Annotated in this window: 12 protein-coding genes; 7 read left to right on the top strand and 5 right to left on the bottom strand. The window is 62.4% G+C overall.

Annotation, left to right across the window (positions count from 1 at the left end):
- Positions 1–4: 4 nt before the first annotated feature.
- Together ACSW29_RS11710 and ACSW29_RS11705 are read left to right on the top strand one after the other, a co-directional pair.
- A complete protein-coding gene (locus ACSW29_RS11710; protein ID WP_347872064.1) occupies positions 5–814 on the top strand; it encodes an FAD binding domain-containing protein in 810 nt (269 codons plus the stop codon).
- Complete coding sequence (locus ACSW29_RS11705; RefSeq protein WP_448277284.1) at positions 811–3519, top strand: molybdopterin-dependent oxidoreductase; 2709 nt, start codon at positions 811–813, stop codon at positions 3517–3519. The genes ACSW29_RS11710 and ACSW29_RS11705 overlap by 4 nt, the downstream gene beginning before the upstream one ends.
- Here the strand turns inward: ACSW29_RS11705 and lat are convergent.
- Positions 3516–4844, bottom strand: coding sequence for an L-lysine 6-transaminase (gene lat, locus ACSW29_RS11700; RefSeq protein ID WP_448277283.1), 1329 nt, complete (start codon positions 4842–4844; stop codon positions 3516–3518). The genes ACSW29_RS11705 and lat overlap by 4 nt on opposite strands.
- A gap of 65 nt (positions 4845–4909) precedes the next feature.
- On the bottom strand, positions 4910–5374 hold the full coding sequence (locus ACSW29_RS11695) for an Lrp/AsnC family transcriptional regulator (protein ID WP_003940830.1): 465 nt from the start codon (positions 5372–5374) through the stop codon (positions 4910–4912).
- A 30-nt stretch (positions 5375–5404) separates the two neighbouring features.
- Here ACSW29_RS11695 and hglS point away from each other — a divergent pair, with 30 nt between their 5' ends.
- Both hglS and amaB read left to right on the top strand, forming a co-directional pair.
- The gene (gene hglS / locus ACSW29_RS11690) at positions 5405–6715 is read left to right on the top strand and encodes a 2-oxoadipate dioxygenase/decarboxylase (protein WP_448277282.1); all 1311 of its coding nucleotides are present in this window, start codon (positions 5405–5407) and stop codon (positions 6713–6715) included.
- Complete coding sequence (gene amaB, locus ACSW29_RS11685) at positions 6702–8207, top strand: L-piperidine-6-carboxylate dehydrogenase (protein ID WP_448277281.1); 1506 nt, start codon at positions 6702–6704, stop codon at positions 8205–8207. Before hglS ends, amaB begins: the two co-directional genes overlap by 14 nt.
- On the opposite strand, the gene ACSW29_RS11680 is transcribed toward amaB, so the two are convergent.
- Genes ACSW29_RS11680 through ACSW29_RS11670 form a run of 3 tightly spaced genes read right to left on the bottom strand, consistent with a single transcriptional unit; the run spans position 8158 to position 11376 of the window.
- A complete protein-coding gene (locus ACSW29_RS11680; RefSeq protein WP_448277280.1) occupies positions 8158–8943 on the bottom strand; it encodes an alpha/beta fold hydrolase in 786 nt (261 codons plus the stop codon). The genes amaB and ACSW29_RS11680 overlap by 50 nt on opposite strands.
- Positions 8940–10004 carry an isopenicillin N synthase family dioxygenase gene (locus ACSW29_RS11675; protein WP_448277279.1) on the bottom strand — a complete coding sequence of 355 codons (1065 nt, stop codon included), beginning with the start codon at positions 10002–10004 and terminating at the stop codon, positions 8940–8942. The genes ACSW29_RS11680 and ACSW29_RS11675 overlap by 4 nt, the downstream gene beginning before the upstream one ends.
- A complete protein-coding gene (locus tag ACSW29_RS11670) occupies positions 9985–11376 on the bottom strand; it encodes a uracil-xanthine permease family protein (RefSeq protein WP_448277278.1) in 1392 nt (463 codons plus the stop codon). Before ACSW29_RS11670 ends, ACSW29_RS11675 begins: the two co-directional genes overlap by 20 nt.
- Positions 11377–11510: 134 nt before the next feature.
- On the opposite strand from ACSW29_RS11670, the gene ACSW29_RS11665 reads away from it, so the two are divergent.
- From ACSW29_RS11665 to ACSW29_RS11655, 3 genes are read left to right on the top strand one after another with little or no spacing between them, the layout of a single operon-like run.
- Positions 11511–12074 (top strand): helix-turn-helix domain-containing protein, encoded by a 564-nt coding sequence (locus tag ACSW29_RS11665; RefSeq protein WP_317825383.1) that lies wholly within the window; start codon positions 11511–11513, stop codon positions 12072–12074.
- Between the two features lie 54 nt (positions 12075–12128).
- Entirely contained in the window at positions 12129–13133 is a 1005-nt protein-coding gene (locus tag ACSW29_RS11660; RefSeq protein ID WP_448277277.1) for an acyl-CoA dehydrogenase family protein, read from the top strand.
- Positions 13134–13167: 34 nt separating this feature from the next.
- Positions 13168–14259, top strand: a complete 1092-nt coding sequence (locus ACSW29_RS11655) for an N-formylglutamate amidohydrolase (RefSeq protein ID WP_448277276.1) — start codon at positions 13168–13170, stop codon at positions 14257–14259.
- Positions 14260–14269 lie beyond the last annotated feature (10 nt).

Here is a 14269-nt window from a genome sequence, read left to right as displayed (position 1 = left end):
CGCGATGGACCTGCACAGCGTCGACGAAGTTCTGGTGCCGCGGACCCGCGCCGAACTCCCCTGTGCGTCACCCGGCATCGGGTTCATCGGCGGCGGCACCTGGCTGTATTCGGAACCGCAGCCACACCTGACCACGCTCGTCGACTTGTCCGGCCTCGACTGGAGGGCAGTCGAGGTCAGCGATCACGGGATCGAAATCGCGGCCACCTGCACCATCGAGGAACTGTGCCGCGCCGAACTGCCCGCGTCGTGGACCGCCGCACCGCTCTTCCGGCAGTGCGCCGATGCATTGCTCGCATCGTGGAAAGTCCTGCGATACGCGACAGTCGGCGGCAACATCGCACTGTCCTTCCCGGCCGGTGCCATGACGACACTGTGCACTGCCCTCGATGCCGAATTGACGATCTGGCGCCCGGATGGAACCGAATACTCGTTCCCCGTAGTCGAATTCGTCATCGACGATTCTCGCAACGTTCTCGGTCCCGGCGAGATCATCCGCAGTATCCGGATTCCCGCACACGCACTGACCGCACGCACCGCGATGCGGAAACTGGCGCAGACGTCGCTCGGGCGCTCCGCTGTCGCCGTGGCCGGCCGGTGCGGCGCCGACGGTTTCACCCTAGCGGTCACCGCTGCCACCCGCCGTCCGTACGCTCTGAAATTCGACAAGCTCCCCGACACCGCTGCACTCGCGAATGCGTTGCGCACCAGGATTCCGGAAGACGCCTACTTCACCGATGTTCACGGAACTGCGCCATGGCGGCAGGCGATGGCTGCGCTCCTCGCCGAAGAAATCCGAGGTGAGCTGGAATGAAGTACTCGGTGGACGGAGTTCCCCGCGACGACCAACCCCGCCCTGGGCAGTGCCTGAGAACCTTCCTCCGCGAGCATGGAACGAACTCCGTCAAGAAGGGGTGCGACGCCGGGGACTGTGGGGCGTGTTCGGTGCTCGTGGACGGGCACCCGACCCACTCGTGTATCTTTCCAGCCCATCGCGTCGACGGCCGCGAGATTGTCACCGCTGCCGGACTCGGTACACCGGAGAGCCTGCATCCCACTCAACAGGCCTTCGTGGATGCGGGCGGCTTCCAATGTGGTTTCTGCACAGCGGGAATGGTGGTCACGGCATCGGCACTGTCTCCGGAGCAGAAGACCGATCTCGCCTGCTCGATGAAAGGTAACCTGTGCCGCTGCACTGGATACAGATCGATTCGTGACGCCCTGGCTGGTACTGCCAACACCGAGACTGCCGCGTTGGGCTCAGCCCAAGGCCGTTCGATCGCAGCACCGGCTTCCGCTCGAATCGTCACGGGTACCGAGCAGTTCACGATGGATTTCGCCCCGGGCGAGATGCCGAACGGCCTGCTCCACACCGCGGTGCTCGGGAGTCCGCACGCACACGCGCACATCACCCGGATAGAGACGGCAGCAGCCGAAGCGGCGCCAGGCGTCGTCACGGTACTCACATTCCATGACAGTCCGGACGTGTTGTTCTCGACTGCTCGGCACGAGGACCGCAACGACGACCCCGACGACACACGGGTGTTCGATCGCACTCTCCGTTTCCGCGGCCAACGCGTCGCCGCGGTCATCGCCGAAACCCCTGAGCAGGCTTGGCGCGCCCTCGCCCTGATCGAGGTGGATTACGAGGTCGTCGACGCGGTTTTCGAACCCGACCGTGCGCGCTCCCCCGGCGCTCCGCTCCTGCACGGTGACAAAAAGGAGAGTTCCCGGATCGCCGCGGCCTCCCGCAATGTGGTTGCAGCACTTCACGATGGTGTCGGTGACCTGGATCGCGCGCTGCAGGATGCGACTGCCGTCGTCGAGGGCACCTGGCAAACCGCACGGGTCCAGCACGTGGCATTGGAAACCCACGGCGCAGTGGGATGGATCGAGGAGGATGACCGCCTCGTCATCAGAAGTAGCACGCAGGTGCCGTTTCTGGTTCGCGACGAGTTGGCCCACATCTTCGACCTCGACCGCGGCCGCATCCGCGTGTTCGCCAAGCGGGTGGGCGGAGGTTTCGGCGGGAAGCAGGAACTACTCACCGAAGATCTGGTCGCACTGGCCGTCCTGCGAACCGGTAGGCCCGTTGCTTACGAGTTCAGCCGAAGCGATCAGTTCACCATCGCACCGTCGCGGCACCCGATGCGAGTATCGGTACGTGCCGGCGCCGATGCCGACGGCACTCTCACTGCGCTCGCCATCGACGTCCTTTCCGACGCCGGGGCGTACGGGAACCATTCGATCGGAGTCATGTTCCACGGTTGCGCCGAATCGATGGCGGTCTATCGGGCTGCGACCAAACGCGTCGACGCCGAGGCGGTTTACACGAACAACGTTCCGTCCGGAGCCTTCCGTGGTTACGGTCTCGGTCAGATCATCTTCGCTGTCGAGTCGGCCATTGATCAGCTCGCGGAGCGTCTCGGCATGGACCCCTTCGAGTTTCGGCGGCGAAATGTCGTCGTTCCAGGAGACGATTTTGTCGACTGGCACGTCGAAGACGGTGATCTCGAATTCGGCAGCTACGGACTGGACCAGTGCATCGACCTCGTCGACAGGGCACTGTCGAGCGGACGCGGAGAGACTGCACCGGCGGGGCCGCGTTGGCAGATCGGACGGGGCATGGCAATTGCGATGATCGCGACGATTCCGCCGCGCGGTCACTTCTCCGACACCTCCGTCACACTCGAGGCCGACGGTCGGTACGTCGTGAACATCGGGACTGCCGAGTTCGGCAACGGAACCACGACGGTCCATCAACAGATCGCTGCCACGGAATTGCGGACGACAGTGGATCGCATCAAGATTGTTCAATCCGACACCGACTCCGGTGGATACGACACCGGAGCGTTCGGGTCGACGGGAACGGTTGTTGCCGGAAAGGCTCTCCTGATCGCCTGCGAACGCCTCCGTGAGCGGATACTGACCCGCGCTGTACGGGCAAGCGGGCACGGAGCGCAGGTCCGCGATCTTTCGCCGGACGGTGTCGAAACATCCCACGGTTGCCTCGATTTCGCGACGCTACTCGAAGGTGGCCCGCTCGCCGCTGACGGTCGCCACGACGGAACACCGCGCTCGGTCTCGTTCAATGTTCACGGTTTTCGCATTGCCGTCGACACGGATACCGGCCGGGTGAAGATCCTGCAGTCGGTTCAGGCCGCCGATGCCGGCACCGCCATCAACCCGGCCCAACTCCGAGGGCAAGTGGAAGGCGGTGTGGGACAAGCACTCGGCGCTGCGCTGTCGGAGGAGATAGTCATCGAAGAAGGTCGGGTGATCAATCCGCAGCTGCGCAATTATCACGTTCCCCAGATCGGGGATCTGCCGATCACCGAAGTACTGTTTGCCGACACGTACGACAAACTCGGGCCTTTCGGCGCAAAATCGATGAGCGAGGCCCCCTTCAATCCTGTAGCACCGGCGTTGGCAAACGCGATTGCCAACGCGTGTGGAGTCCGTATGTACTCCACACCGATGACACCGGATCGAGTGTGGGGCGAGCTGCAGAGGCCCTAAGTCTCGTGTGCGAGCACGCGCTCGACCGCGTCGACCGCGTCGTCCAGCTCAATGGTGGTCACCGTCAGGGCGGGCCGGAATCTGATTCCTTTCTTCCCGGTTGGCAGTATCATCACGTGCTCGTCTTCTCGTAATCGCTGTACGACGCGATCGCGAAGGTCACTGTCTTCCAGGGTGATCGCGCACATGAGGCCACGACCGCGCGGCTCGGTTGCCGCCGCGTACCGCCCGCAGACTTCGGTCAACCGGGCAAGGAGATGTGCACCCGTGAATCGCGCGCGGTCGATCAGTCGGTCCTGTTCGATGACTTCGAGTATCCGCCGGGCACGCACCATGTCGGTGAGGTTGCCACCCCACGTCGAATTGATCCGGGAACTGACGTGAAACACGTTGTCGTGCACTTCATCCACGCGCCCACCGGCCATGATTCCGCACACCTGCGTTTTCTTGCCGAACGCCACCACATCCGGACTCAGTCCCAATTGTTGGTAGGCCCAGGCAGTTCCGGTGATTCCGCAACCGGTCTGTACTTCGTCGAGAATGAAGAGGGCGTCGTTTTCATGGCACAACTCCTGCATCGCCCGCAGAAATTCCGGCCTGAGATGATGGTCGCCGCCCTCGCCCTGGATCGGTTCGGCGATGAAACAGGCAATATCGTCGCGGTTGTCGGCAAAAGCTCGGCGCGCTTGATCGAGAGCTTGTCTCTCCGCAGCTTCGACATCGCGGCCGTCTGCCAGGTACGGCGAGTCGATACGTGGCCAGTCGAACTTGGGGAATCGCGCGACCTTGCCCGGCTCGGTGTTGGTGAGCGACATCGTGTAGCCACTGCGGCCGTGAAAAGCCTCGGTCAGGTGCAGGACCTTGGTCCCCAGATCTGCTGACAACCCACGGCTTTCGTTCCACCGACTCTTCCAATCGAAGGCAACCTTGAGTGCATTTTCCACCGCCAGGGCTCCGCCGTCGACGAAGAACAAGTGCGGGAGTCCCGAATCCCCCAGTACCCGAGCGAAAGCCGCAACGAAGCGCGCCATAGGTTCGGTGTAGATGTCGGAGTTACTCGGCTTGTTGGAGGCCACGACGGCCAACTCCTGTTGGAACTCCTCGTCGCCTGTGATCGCAGGGTGATTCATACCCAGGGCCGAAGAGCCGAAGAAACCGAACATGTCCAGATACTCGGTCCCGTCTCGCAAGTCACGGAGATAGGAACCGCGCGACCCTTCGACGTCGAGAATCAGATCGAATCCGTCGACGAGGATGCTGGCCTTCAACACCTCGTAGACCGGAAAGAGCGCACTGTCACCGAAGTCTCGCATCGCAGTACTCATACGCGAAGGTTATGTCAATTTTACGAGAGTGTCGATAGAACACCGTAAAAGTTATTGAACATGCGTCATTCGTCGTAAAAAGTTTGTAGGATGATGGTGCTTCGTGTGTTGACGTTGGCTGCTGTACGGATCTCCTGCAGCAATCGCTCCAACGCCCGAGGTGACGCCACCCGGACCAGGAGGACGTAGCTTTCACTCCCGGCCACCGAGTGACACGAGACGACCGCCGGCAGGTGACGCAAGCGAGCAGGCGCATCGTCGGGCTGCGAAGGATCGAGAGGAGTGATGGCGACAAATGCGGACAGATTGTGACCGAGTGCCTCAGGATCGATCTTCGCCGAGTAGCCACGGATCACCTTGCGAGACTCCAATCGACGCACTCTCGACTGGACTGCGGAGATCGAGAGTCCAGCCTTCTCAGCAAGACTCGCGAGAGTGGCACGGCCGTCCAAGACCAATTCACGCATCAAAAGTCGATCGGTTTCGTCGACCGGAACACCGGCAACGTCACTGGTTTCTGTTTCTCGCACCTGCGCAGGCTAACGCAATCGGACATTCGTATGGTTGAAACCTGGGAGCTACGTGCACGGTTCGCAGCGGCCCTCGCCAAGATGTATGGCGACGAGGTCCCCGCTTACAACACCTTGGTAGATGTAACGCTGCAGGTGAACCGTGACTTTGCTGCCGAACATCCGGATTCCGCGGAGCGCCTGGGCAGCCTGGCGAGAGTCAGCGCCGAGCGCCACGGCGCCATCCGACTGGGGACTCTCGACGAACTACGTGACGTAACCACCGTCTTCGGCGGATTCGGTATGTTTCCGGTCGGCTACTACGACCTCCGGCTCACCGACTCCCCCATTCCCGTTGTCTCGACGGCTTTTCGCCCCACCGAGCCTGCCGAACTCGCCCGGAACCCGTTCCGTGTTTTCACCTCGGTACTGACCGGCTCCGATTCCAGGTTCTTCGACACCGACCTCGAGCGTCGGATCACCGGGTTCCTGCGTCGCCGAACCCTGTTCTCTCCCGCACTTCTGCAATGGGCCGGGCAAGCAAACCGCGAGTGCGGCCTCCCGGAGCCCGAGGCGACACACTTCGTCGAAGCGGCAACCTCGGCGTTTCGGCTCGGCACCGAACCCATCGACGCCGGTTGGTATCGCGAACTTGCCGCGATCTCACCTGTCGCCGCAGACATCGCCGGCCAGGGCTCGACACATGTCAACCACCTCACCCCACGGGTACTCGACATCGACGAGTTGTACCGCCGAATGACCGAGCGCGGAATCGCCATGATCGACCGTATCCAAGGCCCGCCCAGATGGAATGGGCCGCCACTGCTTCTGCGGCAGACGTCGTTTCGGGCACTGGCCGAAGACAGACGTTTTCGCCGGCCGGACGGATCGGTCACCACAGAACCTGTCCGCGTCAGATTCGGCGAGGTCGAGGCACGCGGAATCGCGTTGACCCGCAGCGGGAGGGCGATATACGACCGACTGATCGCCAGGCCCGAGGACGACGACTGGGGCAGCGAATTTCCGCACACCGAGGACGGACTCGACGACGCGGGGTTGGCATACTTCACGTACAGAAGCGAAGGAACTGTCGTCGTCCGCGACCCGATCGTCTACGAGGACTTTCTACCGGCGTCCGCGGCCGGGATCTTCGCGTCCAATCTCGATTCCGTGACCGGATTCGTTTCCGATGCGCCCGGCGTCGAATACGGGCAGGATCGATTGGAAGGCGCCATCGACCGCACCATCGAAGATCCGTTCGAGCTGTACCGCGCACAACAAGAGGCATCACGTGCCGTGCTTTCTCCCGCCCACAACCACTCCCGCCTACAACCACAGAGGACTCCCAGTGAACCTGCCTGATTCTTCGAGCCTCGCCGATCGCGCCGAGAGTGCCCTCGCTGCCTGCGGTGTCGAGTGGCCCGCCGGCGATCTGAGCGCACATACTCCGATCACCGGTACACAGCTGCGTACGGTCCGGCAACACTCCGGCCGAGAAGTCGACGGCGCCGTCGAAGCGGCTCATCGAGCGTTCCTCACCTGGCGCACCGTCCCCGCTCCGGCGCGCGGAGCGGTCGTGCGCCGGCTGGGCAGCCTACTGACCGAGCACAAGGAGGACCTCGCGGAGATCGTGACCCTCGAAGCAGGCAAGGTCACCTCGGAGGCTCTCGGTGAGGTACAGGAGATGATCGACATCTGCGAGTTCGCCGTCGGTCTCTCCCGGCAGCTCTACGGACGCACCATGCCGTCCGAGCGTCCCGGACACCGGTTGACGGAAACGTGGCACCCTCTCGGCGTTGTCGGGGTCATCTCCGCATTCAACTTTCCCGTCGCGGTGTGGTCGTGGAATACCGCCATCGCTCTCGTGTGCGGCGACGCCGTCGTCTGGAAGCCTTCGGAAACTACGCCGCTGACTGCACTGGCTTGTGACGCCCTCCTCCGACGCGCCCTCGCCGACTGTGATGCTCCGATCGACGTGCACCAGTTGATCATCGGCGGACGTGATGTCGGTGAGGCCTTGGTGGACAACCCACTTGTGGCCCTGGTCAGCGCCACCGGTTCCGTGCGAATGGGCCGCGCCGTGGCTCCGCGGGTCGCCGAACGCTTCGGGCGAAGCCTCCTCGAGTTGGGTGGCAACAACGCCGCAGTCGTCACACCGTCGGCAGATCTCGAGCTTGCCGTACGCGGAATCGTGTTCTCCGCCGCTGGAACTGCAGGGCAGCGCTGCACCTCACTTCGTCGGCTCATCGTTCACGAGTCGATCGCCGATCACGTCGTCGAGCGCGTTGCGGCCGCGTACGCACAGCTCGAGGTCGGCAGTCCCTTCGATTCCGGTGTTCTGGTCGGGCCGCTGATCAACGAAGCTGCGTTCGAGGCGATGCAGAAGTCCCTCTCGGCCGCGTGCGCCGACGGCGGCACCGTAGTGTGCGGCGGCGACCGCGTCGGCGAATCCGGGTTCTACGTGACACCTGCCCTCGTTCGTATGCCTGCACAGACCGAGGTGGTACGGGCGGAGACTTTTGCACCCATCCTCTACGTCTTGACCTACACCGATTTCGACGACGCCATTGCGCTGCACAACGATGTGCCTCAAGGACTTTCGTCCTCGATCTTCACGCTCGATCAGCGTGAAGCCGAGCGTTTTCTCGCCGCCGACGGTTCCGATTGCGGCATCGCGAACGTGAACATCGGAACGTCCGGTGCGGAGATCGGCGGCGCTTTCGGCGGGGAGAAGGAGACTGGCGGCGGACGCGAATCGGGTTCGGATTCTTGGAAGGCCTACATGCGCCGAGCCACCAATACCGTCAACTACTCGGACCAGCTTCCGCTGGCTCAAGGGGTCGAGTTCGGCTGAACACCGGCTGGGCGAAGTCGGTGATCGCGTCGATCAACTCAGGGAGCGCCGACAACTGCGGTGCATGGTCGGTGCCCAGGCTGACCACCTGGGCACCGGGGACAAGTCTCTGCATGGCACGTTGAGCCTCGATCGGCACAGTTCGATCCAGGGTGCATTCGACATAGAGCCTCGGCACGGTTCCGAATCGCTCCTCGGTCCAGTCCGCTGCCATCAGGCGGGCTGACTCCAGTTGTGGAACGAGCATGCGCGCGGCGAAGATCGCATCAGCCACCGGCGCTTCGTGGAAGAACACAGCGGCACCGGCTTCGGGCGGAACCACCGTCGCATCCCCGTCGTCGACGGGGACCAACCAACGCGAGATCCCGATCGGACTTTCCAGACCGAGTTCTGCACACAGCATCCCGAAATCCATCTGCGACGGCAGCATCATTCCCGCGACATATACAAGACCCGTTACCTGCGAAGGCATCCACTCAGCCACCTGTGAGGCCACGATCCCGCCGCCGGAGTGACCGACCAGGATGGCCGGCCCGTCCAAGGACTCGACAACTGCCACAACATGTTCGGCAACTACATCGAGATCGATCACGTCATCGGGGTTCCAACTTCCCGAGCCGGGAAGCTCTACCACAACGGGATTGAAGCCGGCCACCTTCAGAGGGCCACGCACCCGATCCCAGACCCAACCACCTGCCCAGGCGCCGTGGATCAGGACGATGTTCCGTGCACTCACTGCTTCACCTCGAACTCGGCCGCCGAGAGCACCCGAGCCGCCTCACGACCTGCGGCGGCGTTGGACTTTCCCTGCCTCGACCCGGCCAATTTGGCCTTGATGTGATCGCGAACGGTAATGGGTTCGTACTCCACGCCGGAGTCGTCATGAAAACTCGGCAGAGTCGCAATCACCGCATCGACGTTTCCGTCGTGAAAGAAGGCCGCGGACCGCCGACGCTTGATAGTGCCATTCACCACTGGCGGCGCGACCCGGTGCAGAGTGGACATCCACCGATCGTTGGTCAGTCGGGCGGTGAGATCCCCGAGGTTGACCAACAGCGCATCGTCTTCCGGCCAGACGTCGTGCCAGCGTCGGTCGCTCCCGAGCACTTGCAAACCTTCGACCTGATCCGCCCACAACACGGTGACCAGCCCGAAATCGGTATGTTCCCCCATCCCCTTCAACTCGCCGTCCAACGTCACCGCCCCTTCCGGCAATGCGTAATTGTTCATCCGCAATACGTCGATGGAATGGTCGGTGATCGACTCGAAGAATCCCGGGGTCAGGCCCAGTGCGTCGTCGAAAATGGTGGTGAGTGTCCGCGCCACCCGCTCGCCATGGGCGTAGTAGTTCTCCACTCGCTCCGCGAATCCATGCACTGCCGGCCACAGGTTGATTCCGTAATCTTCCTCCGACAGTTCGAGTTCGGTGAACGATCGGGCTTCGGTTCCTATGTTGAACGCCTCGAAAAAGTCGTTCATCCTGGTCGCGGATTCGACGCCGAGACTCAAGCTCAGCGACTCACTCTTGGGCGGACTGTACCCACGATTCGCGCCCGCGATTCGGTAGCCCGATTTGGTCTCCAGCGGCAGTCCGAAGAAGTCGTCCATGGCATCGGCGAGGCCGGAAGAAACGGCGGCCGGAACACCGTGGCCCCGAATCTGCACGAAACCTACAGTCCGACAAGCATGGTCGACTTCGGCAGCCACTCGCGCCTTGTCCTGGTCGGCACCGCCGAGTACGTAAGGCGAGATGTCGATGACGGGCACTTCGAATGGATCAGACTGGGACTGCGACACCGGCGTCTCCTGCAGAGTTGGTAGCGGGTTCAGTTTCGGCAGTGGGGTGAAGGCTCTCGCGCGATCGCCTCGCGAGTTCACCGAGTCGGGTGTGATTGAACAGCAGATTGAGTGAAAAGGCCGAGGCCGCAGCCAAGGTGATGCCGCTACCGAGAAGAATCTGGGCCGAGGAGGGGAATCGCTCGAACATCCCCTCCGCAAATTCCGGCAGAATACCGATTCCGACGGATACAGCAGCGATCGTGGTGTTGATCGGGTCACTGAGATCGACCTTGCGCAACGTATTGATTCCGACCACGGCGACAGTCGAGAACAAGATGATTCCAACGCCGCCGACCACCGGATCGGGAAGGGCTGCAACCACTTCACCCATTCGCGGGATGAGGCCGAGGACGATCAGAATGGCACCGCTGGTAGCGGTCACGTACCGGCTGTACACCCGGGTAGTGGCAACGGCTCCGACATTCTGCGAGAAAACAGTGTCGACAAAGGCGTTGAAGATTCCGCCCAGAACTCCCGACATACCGTCGGCCACCAACCCTCGTGCCAGATCTGCTTTTTTCAAAGGCTTTCCGGTGATCTCGCTGACCGCCAGCATGCTGGCCGTCGATTCTGCGAAGACGACTGCCATGACGATACTCATCGCCACCACGGCGGTGACGGGAAACTCCGGTGCGCCGAAGTGGAACGGCATCGGGAAGCCCGCCCACGCCGAGCCGCCGACGCCACTCAGATCGATCAGGCCCATCGGGATGGCGATCACGGTGCCGATCACCAACGCCATCAGCACACCGAGCTGCGTCCACATCCCTCGGCCGAGGCAGATGAACGCCACCGCGACTACGACGACTGCCGCAGCCAGCGCCAGGTTCTTCGGGTCGGCGAACGACGGGGAGGTGGGGTCGTTACCGACGATCAAGCCTCCTGCGACTCCGATCAACGAGATGCCGATAACTGTGAGGACGACGCCGGTGACCAGGGGCGGAAAGTATCGGACGATCTTGGCGAACGGTACAGCCAAAGCTATGCCGACAACACCACCGACCAGCATGGACCCGTACACGGCCTGCAGGCCGTACTCCTTGGCGATCAGAATCATCGGCGTCAGCCCGGCAAACGTCGCCCCGCAGACGATCGGCAGGCGCACACCGGCGACTTTCCCGACGCCCAGGCTCTGGATGATCGTGATGATGCCTGCAACGAGTAAGTCCGCGCTGATCAGCATCGCTACCGTGCTGCGATCCAGTCCTACTGCCGCACCGAAAACCAGCGGAACCGTGATGCATCCGGTGTACATGATGAGGACGTGCTGAAGAGCAAAAGCAGACTGGCGGGCAATGGGAAGCCGCTGGTCGACTGGATGGATGGCCATGCGCCGATCTCCGTCCGAAGCTGGAAGTGTTTCGTGTACGGGACTATTCAGCACGTCGATAATTTCTTACCGTGGTCGAATTTGTTTCGTCTGTGTAATCAAAACTTTCACCAGAGCACTGCTATCTTCGGCACATGGACGACGACCAGAGAGCGATAGCGACCGCAATCGGGGCTGCCGTGCGGACGGCGCGAAAAGAAGCCGGTTTGACGTTGCGTGAGGTTGCCGTGAAGTCGGGCTTGTCGCAGCCCTTCTTGAGCCAGACCGAGAACGGCCACGCAGTACCCAGTGTCATGAACCTTCATCGCCTCGCGCAATCGCTCGGCACCACTGCGCACGCACTCTTGGCACAGGGCGAGCGAACTCCGTCCAGCCTCGTCCGCGCCGGCGAGGGACGAACATTCGAACTGGCACACGATTCGGTGATCCGCTTCTGCTCCACCGGTTCACGCACCATGGAACCCAACGAGATTACGGCAGCACCTTATTCGGAGGCAGGTGAGCACACCGAGCACGCCGGCGAAGAGTTCATTCATGTTCTCGAAGGATCTGTCGAGGTCGAGGTGGGACTGGACGAGCATCACGTTCTTCACGTCGGTGACACACTCCTCTACACTTCGACCATCCCGCATCGGTGGTTCAATCGCACCGATGCGGTGGCGAGATTCCTCATCGTGAGTTCGCCGCCCTCGTTCTAGATGCTCGGTTCCGGTTCCACACCACAACCCCCGCTCACGGCTTACCCTGACAGCGTGACCAAGTGGCCGGAGCTTGCGCGTGAGATCGCCGATACCGTTCTGTTTCCCGTCGCCGACAGCGTCGACGCCGACGGAGAAATTCCCAGCAGCCATTTCGACGCGCTCGCCGCCGACGGCTTCTACGGCATCGCCGCCCTCGGTGAGGGCGGACCCAGCAGCGAAGAACTGGTCGACGTCCTCGAAACCTTGTGCGGCGGTTGCCTGGCGACGACCTTCACCTGGATGCAGCATCACGGCGTCGTCGGAGCCTTGGCTTCGAGTTCCAATATGTCTCTGCGCGAACAATACTGGGACGGGCTCGTTTCCGGCACGATTCGCGGTGGCGTTGCGTATGCCGGCGCTATCCCCCGGCCACCGCTCCTGTGGGCGAAGCGGGTGAACGACGGCTACGTCCTCGACGGAATCGCACCCTTCGTCACCGGTTGGGGCATCGTCGATGTTCTCGTGGTGTCGGCGCGGGACGAGTTCGACAATTCCATCGTTCATTCCGTTGTACCGGTGGGCGAAGCGCCGGGGCTGACGATCGAGGAGCTTCCCCTGATTGCTGCGCGCGGGAGCAACACCGTCCGAATCGTGTTCGACGCTTTCGAAATTCCCGATACCGACGTCTGTTCTGTCGTCAGCGATGAACAATTCCAGAGCACCCAACTACCCGGACTGTGGCTCAACGGCGCGATGGCGATGGGCATCACCCGCCGCGCTGTCACCGAACTCGCGGATCTTGGCGTCGACGCCGGTGCGTTCGAGGAACAAGCCGCCCGGGCACGCGCGGATCTCGATGCAGCACTGCGCGACGGCGGCGAGATGTCGGCTGCACGCGCCCGCGCATCGGAACTTGCGATACGAGCGTCGGCCGCGCTCGTCACCGCCACCGGAAGTCGCGCCCTGGTCGGCAGCAACACCCCCGAGCGGCTCATGCGTGAAGCCACCTTCACTCTGGTCGCGGCTGGTCGACCGGAGATCAAAACTGCTCTCGTGGAACGACTCAGCGGATACTGAGTATGCACGGTTGCACTCGATTACGCTGGGGCTCATGACCAGTGGAGAACCAGTACTCATCCCGGCCGGAACCGTGTTCACGCCAGAGGACCTGACGTTCTATGCCGATCGTGACTCCCGCAGTCTCGACGACGCCATCGCCGAAGCCGACCTTCTTGTCAGTTGCCCGCACTCGGGTTCCGCGATTCCAGCAGAACTCTCACGCTTTCTCTCACCCGAGTTCACACAGCGGTTGCAATTCGACTTCACCGACATGTCCACCAGTCCCATCGCGCGCCGCTGGGCCGAAATCGATTCGCGCATCGTGTACGTGGAGAACCCGCACCCCCGAATGATTCGCGATCCCAACCGTGCGAAGCCCGAAAATCTGGAAGCGTCACTGCGCGAAGCCTTCGCCCGCGTCCACAAGGCCGGTGCCGGCAACAAGGCTGACCTCACCGGCGTCGACGCAGTTCGCCCTGTCACCTTCTCGTTCTACCCCCTGCTGCTCGAGCCGACCGACGACGCGGATTGGAAGAACCTCGCCGAGACCTTCACCGAGACAGCCGAACACGGTTTGGGCGTCTACGAGAGAACTCGCGACGCACTGATCGAAGCCATGGTGGAGAAGAGCCTCGAACTCGGCCGATCGTTCGTGACGTTGTCGTTCCACGACACGATGAACCACACCACCCGGCGGGACGGCGCCGTCAATGTCGAACGGCCGGAAGCAGATCGACTCCCCGACGTTGTCGCGCTCTCCAATCGTGGCGACCACGACGGCAATCGACGCGGCGACAATCCCGTGACGATGGATCCGGATCTCATTCGCACACTTGCGGTCTCACATCGCAAGGGATTTCAGGTCGACGATCCAGATGCCGTCGCTCTCAATCAGCCGTACCTCGGCAGTTTCGAAATCATCCAAGCCGGATCCAGATTCGCCGAATTGAGCGCCAGCGCTGCCGAAGCCGGGATCACGTTGAGCGCGGTTCAGGCCGAATTCAAACGAGAATTCCTACTGGGAGACGAACTGGCCGCACACATCATGGAACCCGGCGTCGACTGGCCTACACCCGACACCGAACGGGTGGACCAGCTCGCCCGCGCGTGCAAGGCGAGCTGGGGCCACTACCGCAACAGCTGACTCAGCGGTA

Source organism: Rhodococcus sp. GB-02 (genome assembly GCF_053470465.1).
This window is presented reverse-complemented; position numbering and strand designations above follow the sequence as displayed.

Excerpts from the sequence above, each read along its gene's own strand:
- ACSW29_RS11710 (WP_347872064.1), top strand. The coding sequence starts at position 5 with ATGGACCTGCACAGCGTCGACGAAGTTCTGGTGCCGCGGACCCGCGCC.
- ACSW29_RS11705 (WP_448277284.1), top strand. The coding sequence starts at position 811 with ATGAAGTACTCGGTGGACGGAGTTCCCCGCGACGACCAACCCCGCCCT.
- lat (WP_448277283.1), bottom strand. The coding sequence starts at position 4,844 with ATGAGTACTGCGATGCGAGACTTCGGTGACAGTGCGCTCTTTCCGGTC.
- hglS (WP_448277282.1), top strand. The coding sequence starts at position 5,405 with ATGGTTGAAACCTGGGAGCTACGTGCACGGTTCGCAGCGGCCCTCGCC.
- ACSW29_RS11670 (WP_448277278.1), bottom strand. The coding sequence starts at position 11,376 with ATGGCCATCCATCCAGTCGACCAGCGGCTTCCCATTGCCCGCCAGTCT.
- ACSW29_RS11665 (WP_317825383.1), top strand. The coding sequence starts at position 11,511 with ATGGACGACGACCAGAGAGCGATAGCGACCGCAATCGGGGCTGCCGTG.
- ACSW29_RS11655 (WP_448277276.1), top strand. The coding sequence starts at position 13,168 with ATGACCAGTGGAGAACCAGTACTCATCCCGGCCGGAACCGTGTTCACG.